General features: G+C 54.4%; 20 protein-coding genes. 13 read left to right on the top strand and 7 right to left on the bottom strand.

The window, feature by feature from the left end; all coding sequences use genetic code 11:
* The 5 genes from ACN0VH_RS20430 to ACN0VH_RS20410 all read left to right on the top strand — a co-directional run.
* Nucleotides 1–243 (top strand): DUF982 domain-containing protein (locus tag ACN0VH_RS20430; RefSeq protein WP_417702413.1); only part of this gene is annotated, 243 nt, incomplete at its 5' end.
* 410 nt (nucleotides 244–653) lie between these two features.
* Nucleotides 654–1,025: a thermonuclease family protein gene (locus ACN0VH_RS20425; RefSeq protein WP_299939181.1), complete on the top strand. Its 372-nt coding sequence runs from the start codon at nucleotides 654–656 to the stop codon at nucleotides 1,023–1,025.
* Between the two features lie 133 nt (nucleotides 1,026–1,158).
* Nucleotides 1,159–1,719: a hypothetical protein gene (locus tag ACN0VH_RS20420; protein WP_417702411.1), complete on the top strand. Its 561-nt coding sequence runs from the start codon at nucleotides 1,159–1,161 to the stop codon at nucleotides 1,717–1,719.
* A gap of 29 nt (nucleotides 1,720–1,748) precedes the next feature.
* Entirely contained in the window at nucleotides 1,749–2,465 is a 717-nt protein-coding gene (locus ACN0VH_RS20415; RefSeq protein WP_417702409.1) for an endonuclease/exonuclease/phosphatase family protein, read from the top strand.
* A 42-nt stretch (nucleotides 2,466–2,507) separates the two neighbouring features.
* Entirely contained in the window at nucleotides 2,508–2,774 is a 267-nt protein-coding gene (locus tag ACN0VH_RS20410) for a hypothetical protein (protein WP_417702407.1), read from the top strand.
* Nucleotides 2,775–2,800: 26 nt separating this feature from the next.
* Here ACN0VH_RS20410 and ACN0VH_RS20405 read toward each other — a convergent pair whose 3' ends face one another.
* A complete protein-coding gene (locus ACN0VH_RS20405; RefSeq protein ID WP_417702405.1) occupies nucleotides 2,801–3,592 on the bottom strand; it encodes a GIY-YIG nuclease family protein in 792 nt (263 codons plus the stop codon).
* A gap of 82 nt (nucleotides 3,593–3,674) precedes the next feature.
* Complete coding sequence (locus ACN0VH_RS20400) at nucleotides 3,675–4,007, bottom strand: hypothetical protein (protein ID WP_417702403.1); 333 nt, start codon at nucleotides 4,005–4,007, stop codon at nucleotides 3,675–3,677.
* A gap of 123 nt (nucleotides 4,008–4,130) precedes the next feature.
* On the opposite strand from ACN0VH_RS20400, the gene ACN0VH_RS20395 reads away from it, so the two are divergent.
* The 4 genes from ACN0VH_RS20395 to ACN0VH_RS20380 are packed head-to-tail and all read left to right on the top strand — an operon-like array spanning nucleotide 4,131 to nucleotide 5,645.
* The gene (locus ACN0VH_RS20395; RefSeq protein WP_417702401.1) at nucleotides 4,131–4,487 is read left to right on the top strand and encodes a hypothetical protein; all 357 of its coding nucleotides are present in this window, start codon (nucleotides 4,131–4,133) and stop codon (nucleotides 4,485–4,487) included.
* The gene (locus tag ACN0VH_RS20390) at nucleotides 4,472–4,669 is read left to right on the top strand and encodes a hypothetical protein (protein WP_417702399.1); all 198 of its coding nucleotides are present in this window, start codon (nucleotides 4,472–4,474) and stop codon (nucleotides 4,667–4,669) included. The genes ACN0VH_RS20395 and ACN0VH_RS20390 overlap by 16 nt, the downstream gene beginning before the upstream one ends.
* Nucleotides 4,670–4,712: 43 nt before the next feature.
* Nucleotides 4,713–4,979 (top strand): hypothetical protein, encoded by a 267-nt coding sequence (locus ACN0VH_RS20385; RefSeq protein ID WP_417702397.1) that lies wholly within the window; start codon nucleotides 4,713–4,715, stop codon nucleotides 4,977–4,979.
* Between the two features lie 9 nt (nucleotides 4,980–4,988).
* Nucleotides 4,989–5,645, top strand: a complete 657-nt coding sequence (locus ACN0VH_RS20380) for an SOS response-associated peptidase (RefSeq protein ID WP_417702395.1) — start codon at nucleotides 4,989–4,991, stop codon at nucleotides 5,643–5,645.
* A gap of 33 nt (nucleotides 5,646–5,678) precedes the next feature.
* Here ACN0VH_RS20380 and ACN0VH_RS20375 read toward each other — a convergent pair whose 3' ends face one another.
* The 4 genes from ACN0VH_RS20375 to ACN0VH_RS20360 form a co-directional block, all read right to left on the bottom strand.
* Nucleotides 5,679–6,254: a hypothetical protein gene (locus ACN0VH_RS20375; RefSeq protein ID WP_287959938.1), complete on the bottom strand. Its 576-nt coding sequence runs from the start codon at nucleotides 6,252–6,254 to the stop codon at nucleotides 5,679–5,681.
* 91 nt (nucleotides 6,255–6,345) lie between these two features.
* Nucleotides 6,346–6,687: a DUF1515 family protein gene (locus ACN0VH_RS20370; RefSeq protein WP_417702392.1), complete on the bottom strand. Its 342-nt coding sequence runs from the start codon at nucleotides 6,685–6,687 to the stop codon at nucleotides 6,346–6,348.
* A 159-nt stretch (nucleotides 6,688–6,846) separates the two neighbouring features.
* Nucleotides 6,847–7,116, bottom strand: coding sequence for a hypothetical protein (locus ACN0VH_RS20365; RefSeq protein WP_417702391.1), 270 nt, complete (start codon nucleotides 7,114–7,116; stop codon nucleotides 6,847–6,849).
* Nucleotides 7,113–7,907: a glycoside hydrolase family 108 protein gene (locus tag ACN0VH_RS20360; RefSeq protein WP_417702389.1), complete on the bottom strand. Its 795-nt coding sequence runs from the start codon at nucleotides 7,905–7,907 to the stop codon at nucleotides 7,113–7,115. The genes ACN0VH_RS20365 and ACN0VH_RS20360 overlap by 4 nt, the downstream gene beginning before the upstream one ends.
* 1,237 nt (nucleotides 7,908–9,144) lie before the next feature.
* Between ACN0VH_RS20360 and ACN0VH_RS20355 the strand changes: the two genes are divergently transcribed.
* The gene (locus ACN0VH_RS20355; protein ID WP_417702387.1) at nucleotides 9,145–9,363 is read left to right on the top strand and encodes a hypothetical protein; all 219 of its coding nucleotides are present in this window, start codon (nucleotides 9,145–9,147) and stop codon (nucleotides 9,361–9,363) included.
* 342 nt (nucleotides 9,364–9,705) lie between these two features.
* Here ACN0VH_RS20355 and ACN0VH_RS20350 read toward each other — a convergent pair whose 3' ends face one another.
* On the bottom strand, nucleotides 9,706–10,413 hold the full coding sequence (locus ACN0VH_RS20350) for a DUF6270 domain-containing protein (protein ID WP_417702385.1): 708 nt from the start codon (nucleotides 10,411–10,413) through the stop codon (nucleotides 9,706–9,708).
* Nucleotides 10,414–10,672: 259 nt separating this feature from the next.
* Here ACN0VH_RS20350 and ACN0VH_RS20345 point away from each other — a divergent pair, with 259 nt between their 5' ends.
* From ACN0VH_RS20345 to ACN0VH_RS20335, 3 genes are read left to right on the top strand one after another with little or no spacing between them, the layout of a single operon-like run.
* Entirely contained in the window at nucleotides 10,673–11,998 is a 1,326-nt protein-coding gene (locus ACN0VH_RS20345; RefSeq protein WP_417702384.1) for a hypothetical protein, read from the top strand.
* A gap of 1 nt (nucleotide 11,999) precedes the next feature.
* The gene (locus ACN0VH_RS20340) at nucleotides 12,000–12,953 is read left to right on the top strand and encodes a glycosyltransferase family 2 protein (RefSeq protein WP_417702382.1); all 954 of its coding nucleotides are present in this window, start codon (nucleotides 12,000–12,002) and stop codon (nucleotides 12,951–12,953) included.
* Complete coding sequence (locus tag ACN0VH_RS20335) at nucleotides 12,946–13,299, top strand: EamA family transporter (RefSeq protein ID WP_417702381.1); 354 nt, start codon at nucleotides 12,946–12,948, stop codon at nucleotides 13,297–13,299. The genes ACN0VH_RS20340 and ACN0VH_RS20335 overlap by 8 nt, the downstream gene beginning before the upstream one ends.
* The last annotated feature ends 256 nt before the right edge of the window (nucleotides 13,300–13,555 follow it).

The raw sequence follows: 13,555 nt of genomic DNA, 5'->3' as shown, positions 1-13,555 counted from the left end.
AATGAAGGATGGTTTTCCAAACCCGTACCGATTGCAGAATGCATCACGGGCGATATTCGATACATTTCGAGCGCCAGACAGGCTCTGGAACTGCTGGACGGCCACTGGCGGCAACCGGGCAGCGAAGCGCATCGGGAAGCGCTGATCATCTGCCAGCGGGCCATGGATGGCAGAGCGACCGGCGATGCGGCAATGCAGGCATTTCTCACCGCCGCGACGGAAGCACGCGTGCTTTCATCGTGATGGTGGACTGTTCGGATCGAGAAACAAAGCGCCGGACAGCAAGCGCGGCTTGCTCTAAAGACGTCTAAAACTCTGAGGGAATTTAAGCGTTCGCTGCTTTGTGCGCGATACATTCCGAAGATGACCGGGAGGAACAGCTTTCTCGGAAGAGAGCTTGGTGCGGTCGAGAAGACTCGCAAATAGGCCGCAACGTCTTATTTTCCGGGCTTTTGGTGTCCCACGCCGCAGTTTTTGCGTTCTATGCATTTCAATGGGTTACGAGCGAGGTGTCCCACGCTCCGAGGCGCGTTTCCGTCCACAAAAATCGCATCCTGTGAATAAACCTACCATATGGTTCGGGCTCTTACGCTCTCGCCCCATTGAAGGGTGAGCCCCGACTTGCTCACATGCGGTCTGTTTTGGAGCTCTGAATGATCGCTTTCGCCGCCACCCTCATATCCTGCTTGTCCCTGTCTGCCGTCGATGGAGACACCATCAAGTGCAACGGGCAGAACATGCGCATCATGGGACCAGGCGCACCGTTCAAGTCCGGGATTGACACTCCAGAGATCCGCAACGCGAAATGCCCTCAGGAGAAGCTGCTGGGCAAACAAGCCAAACTGCGGTTGGCCGAGCTTCTGCGGGAGGACGTGAAGATCGAGGACAGCGGCGAGCGTGACCGCTGGAAGCGTCCGCTCGTGTGGGTGCGGATGCCTAACGGGAAGACTGCCGGGGAAATCCTTATGGCGGATGGCTACGCTGTTCGCTGGCAACCGGGGTACAGGTCCGCATGGTGCGAGTAGCCCACCATCAACTCCTGACACAACAGGTCAACAGTAGAGTATTCACAAGTCGCCAAAAGTAGATTGGCCTTATAGAATCTCGTGAAGCATAAAATTTGCCCACCCCCAGTGCACAACCATCTAAGAGAGTTTCATGACAACCACCAAGATTGATGATCACGTCGCCAAGATCCTAGAGAAAATCAGAAGTGGTAAATACGACGCCCCAGGGCTTACAAACCTCTTCACAAATGCCACAAAATACCCCGGTATTACGGAAGCTCAGCGCGAAGAACTGGTTAGAGCAATCGAAGAACGAATGCGAATTGATCACCCGAGACACGCGACCCGTCATCTAGGGCCGGCTAACCGGAAAACCCTTGAATTGATGCAGGATTATTTTTCCGACCTCACAAGCAGGTTTGATTTTTCTGCGAACATGCACAAAAACAAAGTAAAGCTCGGCGGCAATGTTATTTCGGGAGAGGCAGTTATCCACGATTACATTTCGTACCGCAGCCCGCAAAACGACATGATTTGCTCGATCGCATTTCATAAGACGAACCACGGTGATCCGCTTGAACTCAGGGTCACTAAGCACCCTGCTGGCAGCCCGGACCGAAATTGCGAAGCCTATAAACAGTTGCCAGGATCATCGTTAGACGAAGCTACCCAAATATTTGAGGAGTATCTCTCCGGCGTTTTGTTCAACTGATCGACTTCGAATGGGAGGTGAGTTAGCCAATGACGGCTACGCGACTGTTATGCTGGAACACTGCCTGGAACCGCAAGGCATCACAAAAAGGCACCTTGCAAAGGGAGCGGATACTGGAAGCGGATGCAGACATTATCTGTTGTCCAGAGGCCTATGATGACTTTCTTCCTGACGAATGGTTCAGGATCACCAGTGCCGCAGACCACGGGTATCCAGTCACCAGAGGTCGATACAAGGTGGCGCTCTGGAGCCGCTCGCCATGGACCGCAATCGATCATATCGGTGACACAGGACTGCCGCCCGGTCGTTTCGTTGCGGGTGTGACAGAGACTCCGGCTGGCCAGCTACAAGTGATTGGTGTCTGCATCCCGTGGAGCATGGCTCACGTAACGACTGGCCGAAAGGACAGTGCGAGGTGGGATGAGCACATGCTGTATCTTGAGGGGCTTAACGCCCTGCTCAAGAAACAGCACGACATTCCGACCGTTGTCATCGGCGATTTCAACCAACGTATGCCGCGAAAATTGGTGCCTGCGATGGCCGCCGATGCTCTCGAAGATGCAATGCAAGGACTCAACGTGTGGACGGCCGGCACCTCGATTGAAGGACTGGAGAAGCAGCCTGTTTGCCATATTGCGGGCTCGCCGATGCTTTCGCCAAGGGCAACGTGGGGCATTTCCAGAGACATTGACGATGTGACCGTGAGTGATCACGACGGCCTCGTCGCCGAGGTCGATGCCCTTTAGGCTTTGCAACTTCTCTTCACATTGCACTGGGGGCGAACTTGAATGGTCAGAGTAGAAAACGCGCTCGCTGAGCTCCGAGAAATCGTTTCTGACCACTCACATGCGGATGAGGTCCGATGCCGGCGTCTATTGCTGCGCGCCACCAGTGCTATTCCAGACCTGATCCTCGCGGCCACATTGAGTGACCGCGCAGGCCTCATGATAGTGACGCTCGATATGGTTGAGGCTCTTGGCGACGACCGCGCAAGCCACGTCAGGATGATCATGGACACGTTGAACGAGATCGAGGCAGCAAGCCGCCCGCAGTGATCATAGTCACCCCAATAGCAACCGGACTACCTCTGAGTTCGGTAGGCTGCCTCTACGAAGGGCATCGCAGCATTTAGAGTCTCCATATCTGATATCCGGATTTTCTTCTTTAGATGATGCCATTTATGTGAAGCAGGAATGTCCTCGGCAAGCCTCTCAGGATCAGCTAATCCGCCATCCACGAGGTGAAGCAATACCGCATGCTTTTGAACTTTGATTTCTAAGAAGTTAACCCCACCGGGCAGCTTATAGGCCAAGCGCTGCCCGGATGTGCAGCGCTCGTTTTCTTGTAAATGCCGGTCGAGATCATGCACTCGCCGCCTCAATTCAACGAGTACTTCCCGCCTTTCTTCATCAGTGTACGCGAGATGATCCTCGAATGTGGCTATTTTCCCCTCTCTTTCTTGTCTCGCACTCCGACGCACCCGAGGTTCCGCGACAGCGGTCAGTTCCCCGAGCTCTTCGGTTGCGTGAGCTTCTCTGATTGGCATCGCGTCCCGTTCCTGTCGACCAACTGCAGCTCGACCAACTTTGTCTGCAACCTCCTCCAACGCCTTCACGGCTTCCTTCAAAGGCAAGTGGAAAAACTCCCGATTCCCAGCTGTCCGGCACTTTTCCAGCTTTTTGTGCAGCAGGCGTTCTGCAGCATGACAGTCAGTCACGCGTTGTTCGTACAGCACTTCAAAAGCGAAAGGCACGCCTGTTCCGCGCGAGATGTCGCGCGCCCTGTCCTCTGGCGTTCTCGTAGTCATCCCAATTTTATACTGATCTTTTTGGAATGCTCGATTGAAGAGAATGTATATAAACCCCTCAGCCATATCCCCCTCCATTTGACATCACATCACGTTACAGCCCTTCCTTGAATCACTTCTTAATTTCGAACTTCAAGGCATCATCCCGCTACTTGGGCGCTGATTGCGCACGATCCCAAAACCGCTTCCGCTCCCCCTTCCCTCTGTCATGTTTGGGATCGAACGGAATGCCGTCAAACTCGGCGGCAAATAGCTCCGCGTCCTCCTTCTCGGCAAAGCAGAAGATGATGAAGTAGCCGCCTCTCGGCTCGGCCCACTGCGCATAGACGGATTGCGTCCGGCGATGGATCGACAGGCCCTTACAGAAGCCGTGAACAACATCGTAGTTGGCTCCCATTACCCGATCCTCCGACAGCGCCACCTGGTGCGGATGCGCGCGATCAATCTGAGCCCCGGTAGGCTCTCCTTTGCGACGTGACATCGTCTGCTCCTTCTCAATTTCACTCGTCACGTCGCCGCATGCGTAACGTGAACAAATGCGGAACAAACTCTAGACTCGTCAAGGGCGATTGGATTACGATCTGCGCTTCTGATGGAGAAAAGAATGACCACCTACACCGTCTTCAACATGGAAGATGACGACGGGTTCGAGGACGAATCGGGCCTGTCCATAGAGCAAGCCGTGGAGCGCCTTATCGAGCGCTCCGGCTGCACCTACCGCTTCGAGCGTATCGATGGCGTCATGCAGATCTGCGTGGAGCCGTGGCGCTGGTTTGGAAAGCCCGATGGCCTCTCCTCGCTTCTGCCGGGCGACGAGGCAGCCAAACAGGAAATCCTTGAGCGCTTTGCCACTGGCAAGGCCGACCTGCCCTCCACCTGGTGCATTGAGCCAAATGAGAAGAAAGCCGCCGAGATGAGAAAGAATGACCTTCTGGGAGATGGTGTATGGACCGTGCAGTGAAACCACAGACGGAACCCGATCCCTATGAGTCAGCGGCCGAGGCGATCATAGAGGCCTGCGGCGGCGATCCTCGCGAGGCAGTCATCGCACTCTTGGGCGAGCGGGATTACCTCGCCGGGCGCGTGGAAGCGCTGGAGCGATCTGTCAGTTGGGGATTTGTGCGCGCTGGGGCGGCGCGCTGATGAAGGAAACAATGGTGCGGCACATGTTTTGCGGAGCCGCCAGATGCGCCAGTTCAAGCCGCTCCACCTGTCCGAGGTGGTTTTCTTCACACGCGACGGCCAGATCCGGCTGAAGGACATTCAGCCCTACTATGTGCTGGGCGCGATCTGCCGGCACTGCAAATCGATATCCGAGCTGGACCGCCACGCGCTTGAGCGGCGCTACGGCCGGGACGCAACAGCGATCGATCTGGAACAGCGCCTGCGCTGCAGGAGTTGCCAAAACGCCCGTGGCAATACCATCATGGTCATAAATCAATGGCCGAGGTGATCCCGACCAATGTGCAATCTCTACAACATGACGACGACGCGCCAGGCGATCCGCGACTTCATCAAGACGACGCGGGAATACGCTTTCAACGAGCCGTCCCTGCAGGTCTATCCGAACCGCTATGCGCCGATCATTCGCGTAGGAGAGGATGGAGAGCGGGAGATGGTGCGCGCCCGCTGGGGCATGCCGACGCCGCCCATGTTCATCAAGGGAAAGCACGACAGCGGCGTCACGAACATCCGCAACACCTCATCCGCCCACTGGCGCAAATGGCTCTCACCGGAAAGTCGCTGCCTTGTGCCGGTCACGAGCTTTGCCGAGCCCGACCCTGCCAGCAGGCAGCAGGGCGACAAACGCACACCGAACGCATGGTTTGCACTGAGTGAGGATCGGCCGCTATTCGTCTTTGCCGGCCTCTGGACGCCGTGGCACGGCAAGCGCATGGCGCGCGAGGAGCCAGAGGACCATGAGGTCTATGGCTTCCTGACCACCGAGCCCAATAGCGTCGTGGAACCCGTGCACAAGAAGGCGATGCCGGTCATCCTCACCACCGAGGATGAAATGACCGCATGGCTTACAGAGCCATGGGAGGAAGCGAAGAAGCTTCAACGTCCCCTGCCCGACGACAAGCTCGTGATCGTGGGTGCGCCGGACCTGCCGGGGTGAACCCCCTTGCCAGTGCGGCCATCAGAAATGCAATTAAAGCGCCTGCCCGCAAAGCAAATCGATGTCCTGAAACGGCGTAGATGACGCCGCATTCAAATCGGCTTCCTCAAGGTAGGACAGTTTAATCGTTGGATTGAGACCTACCGTCACATCCATGATAACCATCTCGAGATCCATGGAGTTCTGAATGCGTTTGGCCGTCTTGGCTGCGTAGAACAAACTCTTCGAGAACAGCGTTTCCAGTTCCGGCGCGGATATTGCATCAACCTCAAGATCGGCCTTTCGGGAAGAAATCAACCTCAGCTTTCCGGTCGGCGGAAGTAGCTGAACTCTGAAGGTGGACATCTGAAATCCGAGCGCCTCTAGGGTCGGGGTCAAGTCCGCAATCTGTGATGAGAACCCCTCGAACTGGCGGGCAGCCAATTCGAATGCCTGGTCCGGCGACAAGCTCGCCAGAATGTCGGGAGGCTCAATGGATAGCGCATCCTTGATGGGGCCGACTCTGTCTACCACCGAATTCCACTTCTCTCCCCATGTTTCAGCGGAAACCGGAGATTGTGCCAAGATTGCCAGTGAAAGCGAAAGTACTATTGAACGCAGATGCCTCATGTTCCCCTCCCTATTTCCCGAACGCTACTGTAGCAATCGCAACAATTGGTGGGAAGAACAGCAACTCGGCACCGGTTTCCGCCTCCTATCTCTATGGCGGCGGCCGCCCAGTCAGCCAGGTGTAGATACCAACCAGCCAGCCGGCGAACCCAACAATGCCGATGCCAAGACGGATCAACCAACGGCCCGCAGTGCCCGCGCCTTGAGCCTGCGACCTGAGCCTGATGACATCATCGGTCACAGACTGCATCTGATCGACCTTGGCCTTTGTCGTCTCCGCCTCGCCCTCGAGGTGCGACAGCCGGTTACTGACCTCATCCAAACGGCGATGCACCACGGCGCGGCTGTCATCCGCGCGCATCAAGCGGTCATCGATGCCCTTCAGCTCTCCAAGGATTTGACCAAGGGTCCGCTCAACACTCGCTTCTGACATTTGCGTTGCCTATCAACTGAATGTGGTCACTTCCCGCAGCGGTATTTCTGATACCGGCCACGATGCTGCGCGATGGCGACGGCGGTCACGCGGTCATTCGCCACCAGGTAAGAATTTGTGGCCGGCGCCGGGTTGATCGGCACCAGCACGTCGCAGGGCTCAGTGATCGCCGCCGTCTGGCAGCTCGCAGCCGCCAAGAAGGGCACACAGGCCAGTGTCGTCAGCGCCAAGCGCTTCCTCATCGATCTTCTTTCCATCTTTCAGGACTGTGATGCGTTCGGATTGAAGGCGCTGCAGGACCGACGTAGCGCCCCGCTGGTGGCCGTAGAGGTAAATCCCGCCTGCGATGACGGAGACGGCCAGAACCGCAGCCAAAGCCTTCCCCAGCGGCGAGAGCAGCACACGGGAGGCAAAGCCGAGCCCGATCATGCGCCCTGCCCCTCGACCGCTCCCTTGATCTCGCGCACGGCCGCCACGATCTGCGACCGCAGGATCACCAGAACGAGGATGACCACGACCAGCACGCCGCCGCCGGCCGCAATGGCCTTCCAATCCATGCCGGTCAACCAGCCCAGACCAAGCGCGCCGGAACCGAGCAACCCGGTCAGCCACTGCCAGAGGCCGGATTTCTCTTTCACCTTCTGCTCGACCTCGGCGGGAACAGTCGGACGCGGCACCGGCACGGGCACCCGCTCGATGTCAGCCGACCGCCCCACCATGTTCCTCGCATCCTTGCGCACATCGGAGACGCGTCGCGACCAGCCAGTGCCGAAGGTCGGCCAGTGCTTCAGCTTGCGCAGGAAGACCATGCGGGCATCACAAAGGCGATTGATGACCTCCGCCGGATCCATGCGAGAAACTGCTGCGATGGTGTCCGGGCCGACCCTGCCATCAACCTTCGCGCCGACGACCGATTGCAGATACTTCGCCGCCCGGCTCGGGCCGGAGTTCACCGCGAAATCGAACACAGCATAATCGACGCCCGAAGGCAGCGCCTGGGCATTCACGGCCGCCCAGTAGTGACGATAGTAGACGGTCGCGACCTGCTGGTCGGTAACCGCCTTTAGATCAGCCTTGGTGCCATCGGCCTTCACGTAGCGACGAAAGGTTGCCAGCGTGACGCCCTTCATGGTCGCCCCACCCGGATCGTCGGGGTGATCAGCCCAGCCACCCTCATGCTTAAGGACGAGCGGAAGCGCCCGCGCGAAGTTGCGGTCCATGTCGTTTCCTTTCTGGTGATGAGTTCAGACGAGAAAGTCGCGTCATTACGGCGCGATGCTTGCGATGCGCTTCTCTCAGGCCGCGTTGACTGCTACCGCTCCTGGGCTCCAAGGGGCACCGCCGCTCCCTGCAGGCAAGCGCTTCCCAACGTCAGCCTGCAGGGGGATTTCCACATTTGGGTGGTTGGAATACCCTTTCGGTGCTGGCGGGCGCTTAGAACGCCCCACGTTCGGAGCGAAAAGCCTTCCCCAATCCGAGGTTTGCCCGCCAGCACCGCTGATGGGCTGCCGGTGTTTACCAACCAGCAACGATTTGAGCTGAGACTGGCTTCGCCAGCGCGCGTAATGTTCGGGCATAAAGCCCACCCGCTTAACCCTAACAAGCCCCGCGCGCTGGCATGCTCTTCCCGAAGCGATCTTGCCCCAGCCGTAACGGCAACCACTCGTTCAGATTTCACCGATAGACTTGTTCAGCTGGCAGGTTGAAGAATCTGGGGCTCTTCTGAGAGATAGGCGGGGGCTTATACCCTATCCACCTGCCAGCGCCTTAGTGATCCATAATTGACGAGTACGCTAAAGCACCATTCTATGTGCTAAGCGCAGGGCATAAGTTCCTGCCGCTGGCTTGGGTCTGTGCGCCACTCCGCACCCAGTGCCCAACGTCCAGCATGTTACTACCTCCTCTGCCCCGCCGAATGGAGCCCCAACTCATCAAGCGTTCGGCGGGGTTTTTCGCGGATAGGTCATATCTTGGCCTGTGTCGGCAATCACAACACAATGACATCACGCGATCACACCAGTACCTCGCACGGTTCAGGCTGCTACCCTGAATTGCCGACGAGCGAGGTTAACCGCCCTTGAAGCCCCAAGCTTGAAGACTTGAGTTAGAGCCCCTTTGCTCGTCGGTTTTCCCACTCCACTCTTTGACGACGGTGCAGACAGCTCACTTGCAAACTCCTTTGAGGAGCAGGAGCGACAGTCTTAATCTCAATGCCTCAGCGCGGAAGCGCTGAATAGCGTGATCGCGCCATTTTCAACCCCGCCCATAACTGTTGCAGAATCACAGAGGGAGGGTTGGCTATGGAAGCGGGATACTTCGTCTGCCCGGTGTTATTCATCGCCTATATGCTGATCTCAGCGGTGGTCGTAGCGCTTCTATCAAGAACAATTGGTCGGGACGAGCCGGACGAATAGCCAAACCAAAACTGGCGTTAGTGGTTCCTTTGGGGAGGGCCAAATGTTGAAACGTTTTCTGATATTTGCGGGAGATGCCGCGCAACCTTCTGGTGGTTGGGACGACTTCCTGGCAGACCTAAGCAACCTGAGCGACGCCGTGGAGTTCGCTCGCGAGAATACTGCGAATGACCTGGCTCCCAATTGGGCACACGTTGTGGACCAGGAGGCGATGAAGATTGTCGCAGCTTTTCGAAATGGTGGCGATGTAACCGCCTACTGACCGAAAGGTCGCACTAGAATGGCATTGTGTGAGCACAGGACGCTGACAGACGTCACGCTTGCCCGTCACAGTGCGATTCAGGTGAAGTGCCCATACGAAAGCGCCGCGCCCGGAAGGCACGGCAGAAGCGTACAGATTATGGTTTGGTTCAGGCGCGCGTTTGCGCACAGATTACTTGATCACACCAATGGCGCGACGACATCGCGCAGCTAGGTTGCCGCCGCCGTCAGGCGAAGAACTTTGCTCTTGATCCCCAAGCCTAAAGACTCGAAATGAAACGCCGTCGCCTGTCGGTGCCCCGCCTCTTGACCACTTTCAGCCACTCAATAATCAGCTTCCAGTTTAGGTGCCGATGGCTATGAGTTCGCGCATTGAGCGTTCGTAAAACTCTTTCGAATAGTGGTATGGTGCGGGCCCCCACTTGTGCTGTGAGTCAGACTTTAGAAGTGGAGCAGGATGAGAAAGCCACTGTGCATCTGGGCAGCTCTCCGCCACTTCCTCATAGTACCAATCAAGCTCGTCGTTCATTCGCTCAATGTATGGAGTTCCGGGCCTTGGCCGATCATAAGATGTATCCCAATACACCCGGTTGATAACGATTTTCTCCATCTGCCGAGTGGCGGCAATCACATCGATAAACTTCTTCCATCCCGCAAGCCAAAGCGAACGGCGCTCATCCGTGTTCGTTTCGATAACCTCAGAGTCTTCCCTTTCTGACATCACTCGAACGAACTCGTTCGACATTGTTGCGATAGATCCATCTGGGCGACGCGTTATTCGAAACCTTTCATCAATAAAATCCACCAAGAGAATATCGAAGGACGCCTGTTGAACGGCTTCAAAAATCGACTTGTCGTGATCTCTTGCCAGAATACGCTTTTGAAAAGGGCTATCCAAGCGTTCCAAAGCTTCGTGATCGGTATAGGGCCGCCCAGCCAAAGATGCAAAACTTGAACGCGCGTAATAATCTGTAAGCGTTAGCCCCTTCAGACTGGCAATCTCCAGAATATCGCGAGACACACAGCTACCGAAAATGAAAATGCTCGACACTCTCCCCCCCCCAGAACTCAAACTATATGCGGACATATCTACGGCACTTCCAGGCAAACAGGAACTCGCCGCGCTCGCAAACAACTCAGTTTTCCCGCCCAATTCACAATTCTTGGGCCAATTCAAAAAACTCCAACGCAGAACGCGTAGCAGCCTCATGAGAAATAAACTTGCTGAATTTGACCGGCAAAGCTATTGCTCGCGCGATTGCTAAGAGGGGTGGGCCGTGAATAGAACGCGTCAAAATTTGATCATAGAGTTGTCAACTCTCGCACTCTGCGGTGCAGGTGTCATCTATCTATTCTATCCGGGCTATATGAGCTACGACTCTATCCAGCAACTTCGCTTTGCAAAAAGCGGCGTCCTCCCCGACGCACACCCACCACTAATGTCACTCATCTGGCGGCAACTCGACGCAATATACGAGGGTCCGCTATTAATGCTCGTATCACAAGTTGCGATCTTTGCACTATCACTACTCCTCATCTCTCGATCTATATTGAAATACGCCCCAACATCCCGCTGGTTAGTATACATACTATTGATTTTTCCTCCCGTACTGGGCGTTGCTGGCGTGATTTGGAAAGACATATGGATGCACGCATTCCTGCTGCTATCTATTGCCTTCATTCTTCTACTAAGAGATTGCGAAAATAGACTTAAACTTACACTTTCCATCGGAGCATTGACGTGCCTATTTCTCGCAACATCGATGCGGCACAATGCAATTTTTGCAGTCGCTCCGCTGTCCATCCTTCTTTTCTTCAACGTTATTATCAAACAGGAAAAAGATAAAAATAGACCTTACCTCTTCATACTCTCAACCTCCTCCGCAACTACGATTGCAATTTTTATACTAAGTATTGCAACAACAAATTACCTCAGTGATATTAAGCGGAATTTTTCGCAGGTTGTCATGGCTTTTGACATTGCCGGAACGTCCGTTCAATACGAAAAAAACCTCTTCTTTAATGATTATGATGAGCTCACAAATGGAGATTTTAAATTAGAAGACATAAAATCATTATACACACCTAGATATCATGCTTGCCTTTACAGGCCCTGCAGAAACAACGAACCAATCGTTTCGTTTGTACAGAATTCGTCCGATCTAGAAAAACTTAGAGAAAACTGGATAAGCGCGATTTTAGAATCTCCGATATCGTGGCTTAAACACAAGTCTCTCGTTGCGCGTGAGATATTGAACCTTCCTGGCTCAGAAGGCTTGTGGGTACCTACCCTGCGAATACCGATTGAAGAGAATCCGTGGGGTATCAAGTACAATGAAAACAAGATAAGAGGCATGTTCCGGGAAGTCATGTCGAACATGTCGACAAATTCAATATACAATCCTTACCTGTATTTTTTTGCATCGATACTCATCTTAATCTCCCTGGTACCGCTCCTACTCCTCCGCTTACTGGATGCACCGATTGCGATGGCCTCCGCCACTGTCCTTTTAAGTGGACTTTCTTACGAGTTCTCACTCTTTCTGGGAGCTACAAGTGCAGATTTTCGATATTCTATTTGGTTAATTATTTGCACAATTCTGGGAAGTATATTCGCTATTGCGGCAAGGAAGTAAAATGAAGACTGCAGCTGTCGTCCCCTGTTTCAAAACGCGCCACCATGCCTTATCGGTTGTCGAGAGGCTCTGCGAAGTCGTGGACTACGTTTTCGTAGTCGACGACTGCTGCCCTCAGGGCACCGGCGCACACATCGCAGAGAACTGCGATGACCCACGCGTTACGGTGATGTACCACGCCAGCAATCAAGGAGTGGGTGGCGCGGTAATCACTGGATATAGAGCTGCCGCTGAGACAGACGCTTCAATATTCGTCAAAGTCGATAGCGATGGCCAGATGGACCCGGCTTTGATCCCGGCACTTACAGCCCCCCTACGAAAAAAATCTGCCGATTACAGCAAGGGAAATAGATTCTATCATCGTTCGAGCTTGAAAGGCATGCCGAAGGTTCGCCTCTTCGGCAATGCCGCCTTGTCATTCTTAACCAAGATGTCCTCGGGCTATTGGAACGTGATGGACCCAACAAATGGGTTCACCGCGATCCACATCTCTGCACTCAACGAGCTGGATTTGGATGCCATAAGCACGAGATACTTCTTCGAGTCTGACATGCTTCACCACCTCAACCTGGCTCGCGCTGTTATCCATGACGTCCCCATGAGAGCAATCTACGCCGACGAAGTCAGCAGCTTACGGATCCGTGAAGTCTTGGGTTCTTTCTTCTTTCGGAATTTGCGAAATACAACTCGACGGATTTTTTACACATACGGCTTGAGAAATTTTTCGGTTGGGTCCGCATACCTACTTTTTTCTGCAGCAATGCTGGCATTCAGCATTCCACTCGGCCTATACACTTGGGCTCATTCGATTGCCACAGGTGTTCCGGCGACGAGCGGAACGGTAATGTTAGTGGCGCTCCCTACATTACTAGGTATCCAGTTCCTAAGTGGTTTCATCAATTTCGACGTATCGAGCGCCCCACGGATTCCCTTACAGGAAACAACCGATGTTTAAACAATACTTACTCCCCATATGCGTAGTTGCCATGCTGTCATTAGGACAAATCGGCTTCAAAACACTTGGCATGAGAATAAATTCGAGCAGCGATATCCTCTCGCCAAACAATATATTTATCTTGTTATTCGTCTTATCGATATACGGAATTGCGACGATTCTCTGGATTTATGTACTGTCTTACGCAAGCCTAAGTCACGCGTTCATGTTTTACGCATTGACATTTGTCTTTATCCCCGTACTAGCTAATTTTTTGTTCAATGAAAAAATCGGCCCATGGCAGATTCTTGGAGCCGGGTTAATCATTCTTGGTGTTTTGGCATCCACGCGAAGCGGTCCGAACTAGATTAAGTCCAAGCACCATAACGGACCGAAGTTTCCCGCGTGATCAATCTCACGTTTCCTGGCCTGACGACTGCGATATCTACCCGGTTCGGTTAGCCACTCTCCCACACTTCAACAATTCCAACCGCAACCGAGTCTGCCGCGCCAAAAAGGTTCACACCGAGCCGCACAGCCACATCGCCACCACCCCAGATATCAATAGTGCTCCTGACAACAACTGTCTGGAGAAGTTGCCAGACGCACCTCTGATTTCTACG

The organism is Pseudophaeobacter sp. (genome assembly GCF_048267565.1).
GTDB lineage: Bacteria > Pseudomonadota > Alphaproteobacteria > Rhodobacterales > Rhodobacteraceae > Pseudophaeobacter > Pseudophaeobacter profundi.
This window is presented reverse-complemented; position numbering and strand designations above follow the sequence as displayed.

What these genes read in the sequence shown, in the direction of transcription:
- ACN0VH_RS20375 (WP_287959938.1), bottom strand. Translation starts at nt 6,254, where the DNA reads ATGAGGCATCTGCGTTCAATAGTACTTTCGCTTTCACTGGCAATCTTG.
- ACN0VH_RS20410 (WP_417702407.1), top strand. Translation starts at nt 2,508, where the DNA reads ATGGTCAGAGTAGAAAACGCGCTCGCTGAGCTCCGAGAAATCGTTTCT.
- ACN0VH_RS20395 (WP_417702401.1), top strand. Translation starts at nt 4,131, where the DNA reads ATGACCACCTACACCGTCTTCAACATGGAAGATGACGACGGGTTCGAG.
- ACN0VH_RS20385 (WP_417702397.1), top strand. Translation starts at nt 4,713, where the DNA reads ATGCGCCAGTTCAAGCCGCTCCACCTGTCCGAGGTGGTTTTCTTCACA.
- ACN0VH_RS20370 (WP_417702392.1), bottom strand. Translation starts at nt 6,687, where the DNA reads ATGTCAGAAGCGAGTGTTGAGCGGACCCTTGGTCAAATCCTTGGAGAG.
- ACN0VH_RS20420 (WP_417702411.1), top strand. Translation starts at nt 1,159, where the DNA reads ATGACAACCACCAAGATTGATGATCACGTCGCCAAGATCCTAGAGAAA.
- ACN0VH_RS20405 (WP_417702405.1), bottom strand. Translation starts at nt 3,592, where the DNA reads ATGGCTGAGGGGTTTATATACATTCTCTTCAATCGAGCATTCCAAAAA.
- ACN0VH_RS20360 (WP_417702389.1), bottom strand. Translation starts at nt 7,907, where the DNA reads ATGGACCGCAACTTCGCGCGGGCGCTTCCGCTCGTCCTTAAGCATGAG.
- ACN0VH_RS20365 (WP_417702391.1), bottom strand. Translation starts at nt 7,116, where the DNA reads ATGATCGGGCTCGGCTTTGCCTCCCGTGTGCTGCTCTCGCCGCTGGGG.
- ACN0VH_RS20390 (WP_417702399.1), top strand. Translation starts at nt 4,472, where the DNA reads ATGGACCGTGCAGTGAAACCACAGACGGAACCCGATCCCTATGAGTCA.
- ACN0VH_RS20400 (WP_417702403.1), bottom strand. Translation starts at nt 4,007, where the DNA reads ATGTCACGTCGCAAAGGAGAGCCTACCGGGGCTCAGATTGATCGCGCG.
- ACN0VH_RS20335 (WP_417702381.1), top strand. Translation starts at nt 12,946, where the DNA reads ATGTTTAAACAATACTTACTCCCCATATGCGTAGTTGCCATGCTGTCA.
- ACN0VH_RS20380 (WP_417702395.1), top strand. Translation starts at nt 4,989, where the DNA reads ATGTGCAATCTCTACAACATGACGACGACGCGCCAGGCGATCCGCGAC.
- ACN0VH_RS20415 (WP_417702409.1), top strand. Translation starts at nt 1,749, where the DNA reads ATGACGGCTACGCGACTGTTATGCTGGAACACTGCCTGGAACCGCAAG.
- ACN0VH_RS20425 (WP_299939181.1), top strand. Translation starts at nt 654, where the DNA reads ATGATCGCTTTCGCCGCCACCCTCATATCCTGCTTGTCCCTGTCTGCC.
- ACN0VH_RS20340 (WP_417702382.1), top strand. Translation starts at nt 12,000, where the DNA reads ATGAAGACTGCAGCTGTCGTCCCCTGTTTCAAAACGCGCCACCATGCC.
- ACN0VH_RS20355 (WP_417702387.1), top strand. Translation starts at nt 9,145, where the DNA reads ATGTTGAAACGTTTTCTGATATTTGCGGGAGATGCCGCGCAACCTTCT.